The 14,376-nt window shown below is 40.8% G+C and carries 16 protein-coding genes and 1 tRNA gene; 4 read left to right on the forward strand and 13 right to left on the reverse strand.

Going from position 1 to position 14,376, the window contains the following annotated elements; translation table 11 throughout:
• Positions 1–46: 46 nt before the first annotated feature.
• The 10 genes from Q0J48_RS04270 to Q0J48_RS04315 are packed head-to-tail and all read right to left on the reverse strand — an operon-like array spanning position 47 to position 9,708.
• Positions 47–331 (reverse strand): DUF4176 domain-containing protein, encoded by a 285-nt coding sequence (locus Q0J48_RS04270; RefSeq protein ID WP_296241976.1) that lies wholly within the window; start codon positions 329–331, stop codon positions 47–49.
• Positions 332–354: 23 nt separating this feature from the next.
• On the reverse strand, positions 355–1,170 hold the full coding sequence (locus tag Q0J48_RS04275) for a hypothetical protein (RefSeq protein ID WP_296241978.1): 816 nt from the start codon (positions 1,168–1,170) through the stop codon (positions 355–357).
• The gene (locus Q0J48_RS04280) at positions 1,160–1,336 is read right to left on the reverse strand and encodes a hypothetical protein (protein ID WP_296241981.1); all 177 of its coding nucleotides are present in this window, start codon (positions 1,334–1,336) and stop codon (positions 1,160–1,162) included. Before Q0J48_RS04280 ends, Q0J48_RS04275 begins: the two co-directional genes overlap by 11 nt.
• Positions 1,333–1,623 carry a WXG100 family type VII secretion target gene (locus tag Q0J48_RS04285; protein WP_296241982.1) on the reverse strand — a complete coding sequence of 97 codons (291 nt, stop codon included), beginning with the start codon at positions 1,621–1,623 and terminating at the stop codon, positions 1,333–1,335. The genes Q0J48_RS04280 and Q0J48_RS04285 overlap by 4 nt, the downstream gene beginning before the upstream one ends.
• A gap of 12 nt (positions 1,624–1,635) precedes the next feature.
• Positions 1,636–1,929: a WXG100 family type VII secretion target gene (locus Q0J48_RS04290; protein ID WP_296241983.1), complete on the reverse strand. Its 294-nt coding sequence runs from the start codon at positions 1,927–1,929 to the stop codon at positions 1,636–1,638.
• A 13-nt stretch (positions 1,930–1,942) separates the two neighbouring features.
• Entirely contained in the window at positions 1,943–2,179 is a 237-nt protein-coding gene (locus Q0J48_RS04295; RefSeq protein WP_296241984.1) for a hypothetical protein, read from the reverse strand.
• Positions 2,172–5,615: an FtsK/SpoIIIE domain-containing protein gene (locus Q0J48_RS04300; protein ID WP_296241985.1), complete on the reverse strand. Its 3,444-nt coding sequence runs from the start codon at positions 5,613–5,615 to the stop codon at positions 2,172–2,174. Before Q0J48_RS04300 ends, Q0J48_RS04295 begins: the two co-directional genes overlap by 8 nt.
• On the reverse strand, positions 5,587–7,365 hold the full coding sequence (locus Q0J48_RS04305) for a hypothetical protein (protein ID WP_296241986.1): 1,779 nt from the start codon (positions 7,363–7,365) through the stop codon (positions 5,587–5,589). The genes Q0J48_RS04300 and Q0J48_RS04305 overlap by 29 nt, the downstream gene beginning before the upstream one ends.
• Complete coding sequence (locus Q0J48_RS04310; RefSeq protein WP_296241987.1) at positions 7,362–8,747, reverse strand: protein kinase; 1,386 nt, start codon at positions 8,745–8,747, stop codon at positions 7,362–7,364. Before Q0J48_RS04310 ends, Q0J48_RS04305 begins: the two co-directional genes overlap by 4 nt.
• The gene (locus Q0J48_RS04315) at positions 8,740–9,708 is read right to left on the reverse strand and encodes an FHA domain-containing protein (RefSeq protein WP_296241989.1); all 969 of its coding nucleotides are present in this window, start codon (positions 9,706–9,708) and stop codon (positions 8,740–8,742) included. The genes Q0J48_RS04310 and Q0J48_RS04315 overlap by 8 nt, the downstream gene beginning before the upstream one ends.
• Positions 9,709–9,787: 79 nt before the next feature.
• Between Q0J48_RS04315 and Q0J48_RS04320 the strand changes: the two genes are divergently transcribed.
• From Q0J48_RS04320 to Q0J48_RS04330, 3 genes are all read left to right on the forward strand, one after another.
• On the forward strand, positions 9,788–10,342 hold the full coding sequence (locus Q0J48_RS04320) for a hypothetical protein (RefSeq protein ID WP_296241991.1): 555 nt from the start codon (positions 9,788–9,790) through the stop codon (positions 10,340–10,342).
• Positions 10,343–10,446: 104 nt separating this feature from the next.
• Complete coding sequence (locus Q0J48_RS04325; protein WP_296241993.1) at positions 10,447–11,085, forward strand: RNA methyltransferase; 639 nt, start codon at positions 10,447–10,449, stop codon at positions 11,083–11,085.
• Entirely contained in the window at positions 11,078–11,923 is an 846-nt protein-coding gene (locus tag Q0J48_RS04330) for a hypothetical protein (protein ID WP_296241995.1), read from the forward strand. Before Q0J48_RS04325 ends, Q0J48_RS04330 begins: the two co-directional genes overlap by 8 nt.
• On the opposite strand, the gene Q0J48_RS04335 is transcribed toward Q0J48_RS04330, so the two are convergent.
• Positions 11,920–12,456, reverse strand: coding sequence for a DnaJ domain-containing protein (locus tag Q0J48_RS04335; protein ID WP_296241996.1), 537 nt, complete (start codon positions 12,454–12,456; stop codon positions 11,920–11,922). The genes Q0J48_RS04330 and Q0J48_RS04335 overlap by 4 nt on opposite strands.
• Positions 12,457–12,601: 145 nt before the next feature.
• Between Q0J48_RS04335 and Q0J48_RS04340 the strand changes: the two genes are divergently transcribed.
• Positions 12,602–13,360, forward strand: coding sequence for a hypothetical protein (locus Q0J48_RS04340; protein WP_296241997.1), 759 nt, complete (start codon positions 12,602–12,604; stop codon positions 13,358–13,360).
• Positions 13,361–13,464: 104 nt separating this feature from the next.
• On the opposite strand, the gene Q0J48_RS04345 is transcribed toward Q0J48_RS04340, so the two are convergent.
• A tRNA-Ser gene (locus Q0J48_RS04345) sits at positions 13,465–13,552 on the reverse strand.
• Between the two features lie 95 nt (positions 13,553–13,647).
• Positions 13,648–14,262: an ECF transporter S component gene (locus Q0J48_RS04350; RefSeq protein ID WP_296241998.1), complete on the reverse strand. Its 615-nt coding sequence runs from the start codon at positions 14,260–14,262 to the stop codon at positions 13,648–13,650.
• Positions 14,263–14,376 lie beyond the last annotated feature (114 nt).

Below are 14,376 nucleotides of genomic sequence, written 5' to 3' on the forward strand. Positions count from 1 at the left end.
ATCCAGAATATATCGTCAATCACCCTGAATTAGCAGAAGAGGAAGATCAATAACGACCTTCCTCTTTTAATTTTTTCATTTCTTCATCAAGAACACTGCGAAACTGAAACTCTTCAACATCTTGGAGTCCGATATGATATAGAAGATGGATATCCTCCTGATCAAACAAATAGAAGTGTTGTGAATCCAAGGTTCCCTCCGGCCAAAGGCAGGCAGCATAATCATAAACCTTAGAGGAATCTTTCTGGGCCTGCAAACGCCCCACGATCATCAGTTTTTTCGTTCCGTTCTTTAATGTGACAACGGTCCCAATCGGCATCAACTCTTTCATGCGCATCGTTCTCCTTTCTTATTTTAGTAGCTGACGTTGATCTTAAAACCTAGACCGGCGATAAATCCCAACTTTGTTCCAAACTCCCACTCTCGATTCTTGTGATGATAAGAAAGCTTTGCTTCGGCACTGCCTATGGAGCCTTCCGCCGTCAAGGTGATGCGGGCCCCAAAAAAATTAAATGCCAAGCTTGCTTCCCCGCGAAGCGCTGCTGCCCCGACACCCGCTTCCAAAGTTTGTTCGTTCTGACTCAAGACACAAGTGGCTTCGGCATAGATCGTGCCTGCAGATCCTTTGGCACTGGCCGTGGCATACACATTATTCGTTCCTACACGGCCGCTGACCTGAGTGGACAATAACGAAGCCTGGGCTTTGGCACTGACTTCCAGACGCGGGTCCCACTCCTTATCTTTCCAAAGTCCGATCTCACAAGACCCTTTGACTTGAAAATCCCCAATCTTGGCGCGTGCCGTAGCACTGGCATAACGCATTCGAAACGTAGCTCCCGCCTCTTTATAGGCCCAGGAAGCACTGGCGGAAAGAGTCGTTTTTTTATCTTGTTTCATCAAATGCGCAATCGCATTCCAATTCTCATAATGACTGGTCTGCACACTTCCATTTTGAATATAAGTGGAAACATATCCGCTGTTCCAAAGGTTGTTTTCTGCCGCTTCATACACATTGGCACTCTGATTTAAATGATTAACCAAGCCGTTGACAAGGCTTTGGATCTGAGAATGGCGCTGAACGATCGAATATTTTCCGTTCTCGACAAACGCCTTTCGGCGACAAGCCAGCCCTAGGGCAACATCGCGATAGATTCCCGTATCAATTGGCATCGATGATCAGCTCCTGAATCTGAAGTTGGATCATTTGATACAATTTTGAAAATTGAAGAGCCAAAGCTATACCTTCTCTAGGCTCGGCTCCCAGTTCCATTCGCTGTTTTGCCCATAAGACATACTGTGCCAATTCTTCATAATACAATTTCAAACTTGGATTCATACTTGGATCCCTTGCGAAAGGATCTGTTCATTTTCCTGATAGGTCTGCGCTGTTTGATCTAAAAAGACCGCATATTGATCCAGCGCTTCTACATAGGAACGAAAGACAGGATCCAATTGTTGAAACTGTTCCATCAATCGCATAGATGCAGGCGACTGCCAAATCGACTCGATCTGGTGCATGCGATTTTGGATATCATGAAACAAAGCCTGCACATTCTGATTCATGGCCTTTAACTGGCTGGCATATTGAAAGACTTCCTGAGAAGAAATATGTAATGATGACATCCACGACCTCCTTTATGCCAATGTCCTCGCCTTGGCCACACGGTCCTCCTGGACTTGTTGATAAAGACGAGCACTTTGCGACAAATATTGAGCATATTCCTCGATCACATTGGTCAGTTGTTGTAGATGAGGTCGAAACTGATCCAATTGATTGATGAAAGCTTGATGATCACTTCCCTGCCAAATTCCTTGCATCTGATGCATACGGGCATAAATTTGATCGATCATCTGTTGATATTGAGAAGATTTCTGTTTTAGATAAGCAGCTCCTTGGGCCACTTCTTCAATATTGACTGATATTTTCATTTCCTTTTCACTCCTACACTAAAATAAAATGATCTCCGCTCAAAACGGCATTGTTTCCAAAAGACAGCTCAGGGTCTAAAACTCTGTCGTTTTCTAAATGATAGAAAAAATGATCAAACTCCGTTTTCGGAAGCTCCCAAGACCGTGAGATATCCTCTAAAAAAGTGCGAACCAGGACAACATCCCGAATCCAAACATGATGGATCTTTCTTTGATCAAATATCCGGATATGCAACAAAAAATCATTCATGCTCATTCTCCTTTCCTTCTAGACAAAAGACCTCATCCCGGATCCATGCGATACACTCCGTCGGCATCTCCAAAGGTATCGTTCGCTTCAACAAATACACATGCTCACGCAATCCTTTTCCCATCCATACGATATCCGCATCATAGATCAATGAGAGAAACTCAGGACATTGGGTATCTAAGTCATGGGCTAACAAATCAAACAAATAGACATCTCCCGGAATCAAAGCGTTCTTTTGGATCACCAGATCCATCTGTTTCAGCTTGGAAATAAATTCTTTTTCCAGCACATCTTGTATAGAGGGTTGCACATAGGCAAAAACCAGTTTTCTTTGTTTGGACCAAAAAACATCTTTCTGGCGAATCGGATCAAATCCTAAATAGAAATCGTCTTGGATCGCTTTGAATAGAAAACTTGGATCGCTTGTCTTGGAGATCTTTCCTTCAAAGTGATGAAATAAGATCTTATGCAGTTGATTCTTTTCGAAGATCAAGCCTTTTTCATGCGTACAAGAAACATTGGCGGCCACATAACAGCTGAAAAATTCACGAATCTCGTCAATGGACCGATAAGAAATACAGATTCTTTGATGCGCTAAAGAAAGCCAGGACTTTGCTTTTTGATCGCATGTGTCAAGGAGAACGATCCACGTACACTTCGGATCTTGAAGAACTTGCAGCTGATCCAATGTCAATCGATTCCCCGGGATCAGCCAAAGAGATGGGCTTTGAAAACTGTCGATGCGGCACACCTGATGCATACTCAAAACTTCATCAAAACATGACAAGGCCAATGGCTCTATCCCATAAACAGGCTCCTGGATCCAACCACAAATATTTTGCAGCCACGCTTTTGTTTCAGAAAAGAAGGAAGAATAGACCACTGTGATCGTTTGGGGTTTAGGAGCCCAGACAGACATCGAACAAGACTCACAATGATCGATCAATGCGATCTCCTGCTTTTCAAAAGCATTTTGATCAAACGGACAGACGATCCAATCACTTTTTGAGTTGGATTTCGGAATTGACGATGCGATCTGTTCAAATAAAGACCATTGTTCTTGATGATAGCCGCCGATCGTCTTTCCGGATTCATCCACTTCACGATATCCGTCTATAAATCGAGCCGTCTTTTCTTGAAGATAAAAGCTTCTTCCTTGCCATTCTTTTGATTCATTTTGTACTTGTAAGATAAATTCTCCCGGCAATTTCAGATTTTGTGCCTGTTCGTGGTGAAGAACTTCGTAGGAATCCATCTTCGAGCCTACCTGCAAGCAAATTCGAAAGCCAGTATTGGCCCATATTTGATCATCGATCACACCCATAGGTTTTTGGGTTGACATCAGACAATGGATCCCTAAAGACCTGCCGATACGGGCGATTTCTTTGAGTTGACTCATAAAATCCGGAAGGATCATCTTCAATTGGGCCATTTCATCGATCACCACCAAAACATGGGCCATCGGGTGTTCAAAAAGCACTTCGTTGTAAGCGTCGATATGAACTTTCATCCCTGGATGTTCTTTCGCAAAAGTTTGCAGTTTTCTTTGGCGCTCTTTTAAAAAGGCTTGCAGACTGATTCCAAAACGAGTTGCTTCTTCTGTTTCCAGATTGGTCAGGTATCCTTTACAGTGAGAAAATTCATAAAATGCCTGTCCAAAAGCACCGCCTTTAAAATCAATCAACAAATATTGAAGTTCATCAGGTGTATTCAAAGCGACCAATTGTAATAACAGATTAGTCAGCAATTCGCTTTTCCCGCTTCCGGTCATCCCCGCGATAAAACCATGCGGACCATGCTGAGATTCACTTAGATCCAAGTACACGTTCTGATGATCTCGACTCATCCCTAATACCACTTTTAATTCGGGACGACGGCCTCCTTTCTTTGGCTTTTGAAAAAGCGAAAGAATTGATTGAGAGGATTCCTCTTGATTCTGCAACAGACAGATCTGTCGATACAGTTCCATGGAGGGGCGGCTCCATGGAAGCTGTCCGGGATACAGAACCTTTTGTGGATCCGTTACGACATCTGTAATGCATAATGCTTGAGGAAGCTTGTTTACATCGACAAAGGATTCACGGATCAAAAACACGAATTCATCGTCAGGATCCAGCTCTTGTTGCAGAGCTTCCCATTCTTGTTGATTGCGAACCAAACTCAAGCGGCCACGGATCTGGCATCCCGGATGCATCAAAAAAGGATGATGAGGATCCATTTGAGAGTCGATCCAAATCCATTTGCGGCCCGTACGATATCCGCGCAAGACCCATTGAAGAAATAAAGACTCGACCAGTTCCTGGGATAAAGGATGGATACAAACTCGATCCTGTTGACGAAGAAGGTATAGTCCTTTGATGGGTGTTAAAAGACTTTCAATCAACTTCGCCTGTTTTTGATACAATGGTTCATCGGCCTGCAGATAATTTGGTTTTCGATATTGAACTTTCAGCCAGGAAACATTTCTATACCCGATCCAAAGTTCAAAACCACAAGCCGCTTGATTATGAAAATTCGATAGTTTCAGATCATAGAAACGGACTTGTTGGGCAATGATCTGCTGAATGTTTTGTTTTTGGACAAGGATCTGTGCTTGAAAATCTTCCAGATAACGCAAATACTTGGTTTCTTGTTTTTTGATTTCTTCTCGTTGGTCTTTAAAGGTAATATGACGGTTCCATAATCCATAACCGGCAAATGCCAAACACATTGAAACCGAATTCAACAACAGCATGCTCATCGAAGATTTTTGTTCCGGCATCCATAACCAGATCACCGCAGCACTGCACAAGCCGGAGATCAAGATCAAGAAAGAAGAACCAACAGCCTGAAACCACTTTGTTTTCTTAAGGGGAGCCAAAGTTTGCGGACTTTCCAATTCTGCTTCGACGCCATTCCATTCAGGATAGGAAGCCGGGATAGCTGATAATTGTGGAATGTCTGGTTTAGAAAAAGTCGAGATTCTTGGAATCATTCCTTTCCAGGAAAAACCAGTCACGAGCACTTCATCAAACCAATAGAGTTCCTGATTCCCAAACACGATATGATCCCCTGGCTTTAAACGGCAATCCCTTTCTCTTCTGCCATTGACATACGTCCCATTGGTACTGCCAGGATCTTCAAGATGATCGTGACACAGTACAAAATGAATCTTAGAAATCGTCGGATCTTGTAAAGAAATCGTACAAGCTAAGTCTCTGCCAAAGGTCATCTTTTGACAAAGCGGGATCAATTCCCAGGAATCGGGTTTAGGGGCCAACTGGATCGTCCATTCTCGAATACGGACTGCGTTTTTCGTTAATCGAATCTTTTTGTCTGGCAAGATCAGATAGATGGATTCTCTTTCTTTTTGGAACTTCAAGCCCTCAGTGACAAGTTCTGCATCGACTTCCGGAAATAGACATCGATCATTTTTCAAGATCTTGATTCGCACCATGTTTTCTTAAGATGATCACTGCCACAGCTCCGACAAGCCCCACCATTCCCATCAAGATCCAAGGGATCCATGAAAAAGCTTCTTCTTCCAGAATTTTTAAAGTCTTATAAAGAGTGGTGGTATTATCAGAATGATCAATGGCTTTGGCTTCGATTTTCGTAATCGGATCTTCGATCTCAAATTCTAGATATTCATTTCCTAAGGCATCTTTTTTCAAAAGATTCAGATTGACTTTTTCTTCATTGATGAGGATCTCGACGAATCGATCTTGTGAATACGCCTGCGTATTGACTAACGTAATACGAACACGATCGCCCAACTGAAGTTTCGACAGATCGCCGTCTTTTCCAGCACGGATCTGGATCAAAGGTCGGGTGTGATCCTGGATTTCTTCTTCTTGTTTTTCTAATACCACTTGATGAGAGTCATTGATTTTCCAGGTTCTCTGTACCTTTTTTACATCTTGTAGATTTCCAGGGATCCAACTGGTATAACGTGTTTTGATTTCTTTTTCTTCCAATTCCTTTTCTGGTTTTGTCTGTTCGATCGTATCTTTAATAGGCGTTTGTGGAACCACAGGCATGACCGGAGGAATGACTTGCAGTTCAAATGCATATGCCCCGATATTACCCGCCGGGTCTTGTCCTTGGATCCATAAAGAAAGAAGGGAATGATCCGGCCAAGAAGCCCAAAAAGAATTCAGATCCTGGATCTCGATTTCTTTACCCTGCATCCAGGCAAAGACTTTCATCTGTACAGGTTCATCCCAAACCAAATTCAAAGAAGAATGTTCTGAAAACACATTCAATGTTCCTGGACGCAAGATCTGATCATGATGAAATAGAGTGAGAGCCGGCTTTTTGGCATCGATCGTCACCTGTTGCTCTTGTGTAAATGAACGCCCAAAGAAATCAGACCCCTTCACTGTGATTTGATAGGTGATGACTTCCCCATCTCTTTTAAAAAGCGTTCGATCTTCTAAAGAAGAATATGTCTGGATCGATTGTCCATCATCAACATTTACTTCCACTTTTTCAATAAAATCTGGTCCGTTAAATTGAACGAGAACATTCTGGTTAGATAATGTTGCTTCTGGAAGAATCTGGACTTCAGGCTCTTCACAAGAAAAGAAAAAGGTGAACGATTCTGAATTATTGATCAATATCGGAGCCTCACAATCTCTATATTTCAATTTCACTTGAATCTCACCAGACCTAGGCAACGTAAAATGAACTTGATCTTTTCCTAGGCAATCTATTGTTTGCTCAAGAGTTTTATCAATATAGATCTCTGCCTGGACTTCATCTAAACAAGTCGATCCAAATTGTATATACTGCGTATCTTTTAACGTGTACATTGAATCCAGCTCGATTTGTACTTTTAAATCGGATAGACCATGCACTTCAATTTCTTTTGTGATTGTCTCTTCTAAAAGATCAGTGGCTTGGATCAAAATCTTTTGATTTTCTAAACTTACAGGGATGTCAAAAGCTCCTTCTACAATTTCAAAAAGGTAGGGATCCTCATCGATCCAAACCGAGACGGATTGAATATCCTCTTTGACAAAGACCTCTAAAACACTTGATTGCCTCAGATCCAGATGACCTTGCACCTCTTCTTGATTGCACCAGACCGATAAGAGCGGCTCTGGACCTTCAGTTTCTATAGGTGGTGGTTTTTCTTCCAGGGCAAAAACAGATATAGGCATGCCAAATGCCAGACAAAACAATAAACATAGTATCTTTTTCATTCCATCCTCCTGTCCCAATCCTTAAAGATCGCAACGATTTCTTCTTCTTGAAACTCTTGCAGCCACAAATCCGGGATCTTTAGATCTTTGATATCTTGTGTTCTTAAAAATAGGATGTACTCCACATGAACAAGAGTCAGTTTACGAAAGCTCTCTTTTTCCTCAAGGACCAATTCCTGGTCCCAAGTAAATACCAGTTCGTTCACGAGGTTTCGTTCTTCTTTTTCTAAGACGATCTCTTTATCTAATAAAGCTTGTTCGATCTGTAGAAAATGATGGACTTGATTTAAACCTGATTTCTCATGAATGATTTGATCCAAAAGAATTTGAATATCCGAGTAGGACAATGGATCCTGAAAACGCAGCACTGACAATTGCGACTGTAAAGGAAGAGATTCTACCGTTTCTTCCGGGACATGCTCCATCAGATAGCGAAGAATCTTTTCGTTCCCGGTCAAGATCCCTTGCTCTAGAAAATAAGAAGCTGCCGTCACATCTTTTAAAACATCATTTTCAAAACGTTCATCGATGATCCATTTTGATAAAAGTTTCTGTGCTTTGGTGTATCGTGACCCTTCTATTCCTTGAAGTTCGTTTTCATATTCCTGGATAATGTCGACAGGGGTAAAAGATCGAAACATTGTGAAGAAAACAGACAGAATGATTGAAATGATTAAAATTCCGATCCTTCTTCCCCATAACAATCGATAAAAGCCTTGTCGGGCCTGCGAAATGGAAGCGTATCGCTTCAACGGATCTTTTCGCCTGCATTTCCAAAGCCAAAATCGCATCCATCCGAACGGAAAGAGCGATCGAAACACAGCTCCCATCGTATAAATATCCGTTGTCTCCTCCTTTCTTCGCGAATCCAAAAGCTCAGGAGCCATATATTTTTGTGTTCCTAAACTCGCCTTATGCGAACCAATCGGAATACAGGCATTAAAATCGATCAAACAAAGACGTTCTTGTACAATCATCAAATTTTCTGGTTTCAGATCAATATAAAGAAATCCTTGTTCATGAAGTTTTTCCAAGAGGTCCATCAGTTCCAAGATGAAGTTTTTACGGCATCGTCTCCACTGCCTTTGATGCGTTTGGATCCATGATCTTAGATCTTCTCCCTCCAACCATGTTTCCATCAATACGATAAAACGATCATCTTCCCATACATCCATCAGCTGCGGAATATAAGGGCTTTGGATTTGAGACAAAATATCGATCTCCACCTTGAACTGGTGATACAAAAGAGGAGAGCATTGTAATCGATCCAATGTTTTTTGAACATACCGTTTTCCAGTCATTTGATCTTCTACGAGGTCGACCCATAAGTCTTGTTTCTTAGATAAGCTTTGACAAAGTTGATATCGTTCACGATTAGGCATCTTCTTGTCGGAAACGGAAACTTACACCGCCAAAAGTCACGATCATTTGGTCTTTGAGACGCATCTTGCGGATCACCTTCTTATCATTGAGATAAGTCCCATTTTTACTTTTCAAGTCTTTGATATAGTATCGGTCATTCTCACAAAGAATCTCGGCATGTTTTAAGGAAATAGAGTCTTCAGGTAATCGTATGTCCGAGGCAATGGAGCGACCAATCGAGGTAGATTCGAAATGAAGCTCAAACCGCTGATCCCCCGAGAGGGTTTCTAAATAAGCCCCTTGTTCGATCGTTTGACCTATCAGTTGCGTGTGATCCTGAGAGGGTGCGGATGCAACGGATGAATCATATAAAGCGTGAATGGGTTCTTTTAAACGAAATGCCGTTTTTTTATGATTCCAAAAAAACACATTCCGTTTCGGATGAAATACTCGTTTTAGCTGATCCAGTCCTAGAACCAGATTGGGCAGCGAAAATTCTTTTGCCTGTAAGAATCGGACCAAAAATCCCGGGATCTCATAATCTGTTGTTGTTTTGAAATGATCTCGAAGGTACTGGACCCACTCCTGGATCCGTTCTTTTTGGAACATCCACTCTTCCAGCTGTAAAGGTACGACCAAAAAGAAAAAGGCATCACCATATCCGGAAACAAAGACGAAGGATGGATCGAATAAGACAGGTTTGTTGCGATTGACCGCAATCGCACATTCGAAAAGATTCTTTAAGAAAAGATATCCGTCTTCGTTTTCAAAGGTTACTTGTTCTAAAAAATCGGACAAAGTGACCAAATCCTGGATCGAATACCGAATCAATGCCCGTTTTGGATCATGAAGCATCGACTTTAGGCAATAATCGTCCGCAGCCATTTTTTTAAAGATATGGACATCCAGTTTTTCTGGATGATTTAAAGCAACTTCCAGAGTCGAAGATGATCTTGAAATGACGCGGATCCATTCTTGCATACAGCTCACCTCTTTGTAACCTCACTATTAGATACGGTAAGAAATGACAAAAATTCAAAAAAAAGTTAAAATTTTTTTTATGAACGCCAGAAAATGGATCTATTTCTTTTTATTTTGCATTTTAAATCCTTTGATCAATCTACTTCCCTTTTATTGGATCGATATTTTTTACGATAATCTCAGCTACATCGGCAACACTCTGGGACACCCTGTCTATTTGATCCTTTGGGCTTGTTTAAGTGCTTTTGGTTTTTATGATCTGTCATTGCGCTGCTGGCAAAAGACACTATTCCCGTATTCAAAAAATCTTCATCGGATCCTCTGTGCCAGTATGGTGCTTTCCTGTATGATTCCTTATGCCCCTCAATCTGCCTTTTGGATCCAGGACCTCCATGTCTGGATTGCCATTCTTAGCGTAGGTACTTTTGTATTAGAGTGGCTTTATTATTTCGGCTGGAAAAAAGATCTTGTCTTATGGGAAAAACTTTTACTGGCAAGTTTTGTCTTCTCCTTTCTATGCCTTTGTATCCCTGGCCATATCACAGCCAGTACCGAGATCAGTTTTTCAACACTCGTAAACCTCATTTTAGTTAACGTGGCATTTTCTGAAAGGCATGCTACAATAAAGCCATGAAAATCATCAATTCAACACAGAACAAAAAGTTAAAACAACTTTGTAAACTCCATACAAAAAAAGAAAGAGACCACACTGGACTCTTTCTTGTAGAAGGCATGCATATGATCGAAGAAGCAAAATGCGCCCATTGTCTAAAGGAGGTTTTTTTATTAGAAGGAATGGAACCGCTTTTTGAAGATCGGGCAACGGTTTGTTCCGCTCCCGTTATACAAAAGCTGTCCAACCAGAATTCACAGGCAAAGATCATCGGTCTGTGTGAAAAGCCAAAACAAGATCCTAAGCAGGAGAAGGCCATCCTGATCCTGGACGATATTCAAGATCCTGGCAATGCCGGAACACTCATCCGAACTGCTTTCGCATTTGGGATGGACAAGATCTATTGCTCAGAACACACGGTTGATTTTTATAATCCGAAAGTTTTACAAGCTTCGCAAGGTGCCATTTTTCATATTCCGATCCAACGAGGTGCCCTTGAAGAAGTGATTTCTTCTCACCAAAAAGAAGGAATGAAGATCTTGGGTACCAGCCTTCATCAGCGATCCATATCTCTGGGCGACGTACAGATCCAAGCTCCTTATGGGATCGTTTTAGGCAATGAAGGACAAGGCGTTCATCCCGAACTGTTAGATCTTTGCGATACGCTGATCAAGATCGAGATGGAACAATTCGAAAGCCTCAACGTTGCGATTGCCGGAGGAATTTTGATGTATACATTAAGGAGCCGATTCCAAGATGCATAAAATCAAAATGTATTTTAGAAGCCTTTCTGCCGCTTTAAAAATGGAAGTGCGGGAACATCGCTCTTCGTTCCTGGTCTATTCGATCTTGCGTTTTCTCGTTCTATTGGTTTTGATCCGTCAGATCATGCTGGGAAACTACGAAAACATCTTTACATGCATTTTGACATTGCTTTTGTTCTTAGTACCCAGCTTTGTGCAATTGACTTTTAAAGTCGAACTTCCCATCTTTCTCGAGATTCTGATCCTGGTCTTCATCTATGCTGCTGAGATCTTGGGAGAAATCGATAACTATTATTTTTCGATTCCTTATTGGGATACGATCTTACATACGATCAATGGTTTTGTTTGTGCTGCTGTAGGCTTTTCAACTGTCAGCTTACTCAACCGCAGTCAAAAGATTCAATTTGCTCTTTCGCCAATCTATATGGCGATTGTCTCTTTCACCTTTTCTATGACGATTGGTGTGCTTTGGGAATTCTTTGAATTCTCTATGGATCAATTATTTGGCATGGATACGCAAAAAGATACATTGATCACGACGGTTCGTTCTGCGGGGGTAGATGAATCGATTCCCGGTTTTACAGTAGAAGATATTCATGAAGTCTCATTGGATGGAAAAGTGATCTCCCAAGAAGGATATATCGATATCGGTCTCATTGACACCATGGAAGATTTGTTCGTTAACTTTATTGGAGCCGGTGTCTTTTCGGTGTTTAGTTTCTTCTACGTCAAAAACGAAGACCGCTTTGTCTTTATTCAAAACTTTATTCCTAAAAAGAAAGAACAAGACAAGGATTATTTAGAACAAGAAATAAAAAATCGCGTGGAGGCTAATTAAGCTTCCACGCTGTTTTCTGTATTCCACTGATTTCTTTGTTCTTCCTGTGTCTGTTCATCCGATCTTGAATTTCCTGAATAATAGTACATCGGATAATACCACCGGGAACAATACGAAAGCATATTGATGATAAAGATCAAAATAATGAAGTTTCTCAAAAAAGAGCCGCCGCTTCTACGCTGCATTGGTCCATGAGATGAACCAAAGCCAAAAGGACCATAGTAATAAAAATGCGTGTTCTGGAAAGGCCCTTGATTTGACTGTTGATCGTAGAAAAAACTAAAAGGATCCTGATACGCATTTCCGTAAGGATTGGACTGCCCTTGTTGATATTGCGAATAAGTAGAGCGATATTTTTCCGGGTTTGTGATTTGATCGTAGGCCGCATTGACCTCCTGCATCTTCTTAGCACATTCCTCATCGCCAGGATGAAGGTCCGGATGATATTTTTTGGCTAATTTTCGATAAGCCGATTTGATTTCATCAGCGGAAGCATCACGGGATACCCCTAACACTTCATAAGGATCTCGCATACTCACACATTCCTTTCATACAGAGTATTCTAACATCTTTTATCTAAAAGTCATGAAAATTCTATATTTTCACACAATCTCAATAGTTCAATTGAATCCCCATTTCACTTTTTTTATAATGGAACCAGAGAATGAGGCAACTTTCATGACTAAAAAATCAAATTCTTCCTACTTGAATCAATTATTGAAACCACAAAAACTCCCCAAAAAAGAAATTAAACCCGTATCCTATTATATTGAACCAGAAGAAGTTTCTTCTAAGATCCTCTACTCTATTCAAGATTTAGATCCGTTTCTTTCTCAGCTGGAATCCTTAAACCTATTCCAAGAAGAAAATGAAAACCCCGATTTCTATCTCGATCCAAAAACAATTCAATCCAAAAAGAAACGAGGCCAAAAAATCTATCGCTTTGTGAAAAAATTCGATCAGACACAGATTGAATTAAAGGATCAGGATGATCAGCTGTTTCTTATCTTGGATCATCAGAGTGTTGGAGTGATCGATAAAACAAAGGCCAGAGATTTATTTTCTCTTTATACAAAACAAAGTTTTGAATCCTTAACCGCTTTTGTATATGGAGGAGAAACCAAGTGCCTGCAAGAAGATCAAACTTTCAAAAGAGAAAACCTCGATCATATGCATTATAAAATCGACTTGGTCCTCACAAAACAAGAATCATCCGAAGAAAAAGAACAACGGCGCAAAGCCACTCAACAAGCACAAATTGATCAATACAAACAACAGCAGCTCGCTTATGTCAAACTAGTAAAACAAGCAGAAAAAAACACCAAAACATCCGTTTCAGAAAAAGATTGGAAAATCGTATCGATTATCTTGATTCTTCTAGTCGTCGGTATCCTTGTTTACATCTGCCTATCTTCTATAAATCAAATTCTTTTTTAAACATTAAAATCTTAAAAAACAATTCAAATAGTGTTTCGATTTGAGTTGTATTTTCTTTTTTACCCATTAAAAAAAGTCCCTTGCTTAAAGGACTTTACAGACAATGGCGGAGAGTAAGGGATTCGAACCCTTGGTGGCGTTAACCACACAGCCTTTCCAAGACTGCACCTTAAACCGCTCGGACAACTCTCCAGTGCCTAAATATAATACTAAGGAAAACTTTTTCTGTCAAACAAAAAAAAGCAGGGATAAACCCTGCAGGAGAACATCTCTCACCTTAGAAAAAATCAACGATGCAGAAGAGGTGAGATTCGTTTATACAGTACAAATACAATAATCCCCACGATAATTCCTTTTAATATATTAAAAGGCAATGTCATAAACAACACGAAGGTAAAGGTATTGGAAACCATTGGCAACAATGCTGTTCCCATACCGACGATAGCCTCCATCGGCAGTCCGTAAAAATACGAATACGCCGGCAGCGCAATAAAGTAATTGGCTAACGATCCAATCACCGCTAAAGAAAGAATACCAATCACTAAAGCAATCAAGGCTCCCTTTCTTGTTTTGTGGCGCTGATAATAAATAGAACTAGGAACGACCAGCGCTAACCCAATCAATAGATTGGATATTTCTCCGACACAAGCGGTATCTGTCCCTTGGAACAAAAGATTCAAAACAATTTTTAATGTTTCGATCACCGCTCCGGCCAACGGCCCCATCGCAAAGCCGCCAATCATAACGGCTACTTCATCAAACCCTAATTTGTAAAAGGGCGGAAAAAATGGAAGCGGGATCTCAAAGAGCATCAATAGAAACGCAACTGCCGATAAGATCGAAACTTTTGCGATCCATTGCACACGAGATGTTTTAGACTGGACAATCGATTCTGCTGACATACAATAACCTCCTTATCGATCCGTCCCTCTTCTTCAAAAAAGAAAAAGAGGTTTGTCACAAAACCTCTCAGGATACAAAAACGATAAAAAAGGATTTCAAAAAATCTTCTTCCA

It is taken from the genome of uncultured Faecalicoccus sp., from assembly GCF_944325745.1.
In the GTDB taxonomy this organism is placed as follows: Bacteria; Bacillota_I; Bacilli_A; order Erysipelotrichales; family Erysipelotrichaceae; genus Faecalicoccus.

Coding starts and splice junctions, on each gene's coding strand:
- Q0J48_RS04270 (WP_296241976.1), bottom strand. CDS start 331: ATGAAAGAGTTGATGCCGATTGGGACCGTTGTCACATTAAAGAACGGA.
- Q0J48_RS04275 (WP_296241978.1), bottom strand. CDS start 1,170: ATGCCAATTGATACGGGAATCTATCGCGATGTTGCCCTAGGGCTGGCT.
- Q0J48_RS04280 (WP_296241981.1), bottom strand. CDS start 1,336: ATGAATCCAAGTTTGAAATTGTATTATGAAGAATTGGCACAGTATGTC.
- Q0J48_RS04285 (WP_296241982.1), bottom strand. CDS start 1,623: ATGTCATCATTACATATTTCTTCTCAGGAAGTCTTTCAATATGCCAGC.
- Q0J48_RS04290 (WP_296241983.1), bottom strand. CDS start 1,929: ATGAAAATATCAGTCAATATTGAAGAAGTGGCCCAAGGAGCTGCTTAT.
- Q0J48_RS04295 (WP_296241984.1), bottom strand. CDS start 2,179: ATGAATGATTTTTTGTTGCATATCCGGATATTTGATCAAAGAAAGATC.
- Q0J48_RS04300 (WP_296241985.1), bottom strand. CDS start 5,615: ATGGTGCGAATCAAGATCTTGAAAAATGATCGATGTCTATTTCCGGAA.
- Q0J48_RS04305 (WP_296241986.1), bottom strand. CDS start 7,365: ATGAAAAAGATACTATGTTTATTGTTTTGTCTGGCATTTGGCATGCCT.
- Q0J48_RS04310 (WP_296241987.1), bottom strand. CDS start 8,747: ATGCCTAATCGTGAACGATATCAACTTTGTCAAAGCTTATCTAAGAAA.
- Q0J48_RS04315 (WP_296241989.1), bottom strand. CDS start 9,708: ATGCAAGAATGGATCCGCGTCATTTCAAGATCATCTTCGACTCTGGAA.
- Q0J48_RS04320 (WP_296241991.1), top strand. CDS start 9,788: ATGAACGCCAGAAAATGGATCTATTTCTTTTTATTTTGCATTTTAAAT.
- Q0J48_RS04325 (WP_296241993.1), top strand. CDS start 10,447: ATGATCGAAGAAGCAAAATGCGCCCATTGTCTAAAGGAGGTTTTTTTA.
- Q0J48_RS04330 (WP_296241995.1), top strand. CDS start 11,078: ATGCATAAAATCAAAATGTATTTTAGAAGCCTTTCTGCCGCTTTAAAA.
- Q0J48_RS04335 (WP_296241996.1), bottom strand. CDS start 12,456: ATGCGAGATCCTTATGAAGTGTTAGGGGTATCCCGTGATGCTTCCGCT.
- Q0J48_RS04340 (WP_296241997.1), top strand. CDS start 12,602: ATGACTAAAAAATCAAATTCTTCCTACTTGAATCAATTATTGAAACCA.
- Q0J48_RS04350 (WP_296241998.1), bottom strand. CDS start 14,262: ATGTCAGCAGAATCGATTGTCCAGTCTAAAACATCTCGTGTGCAATGG.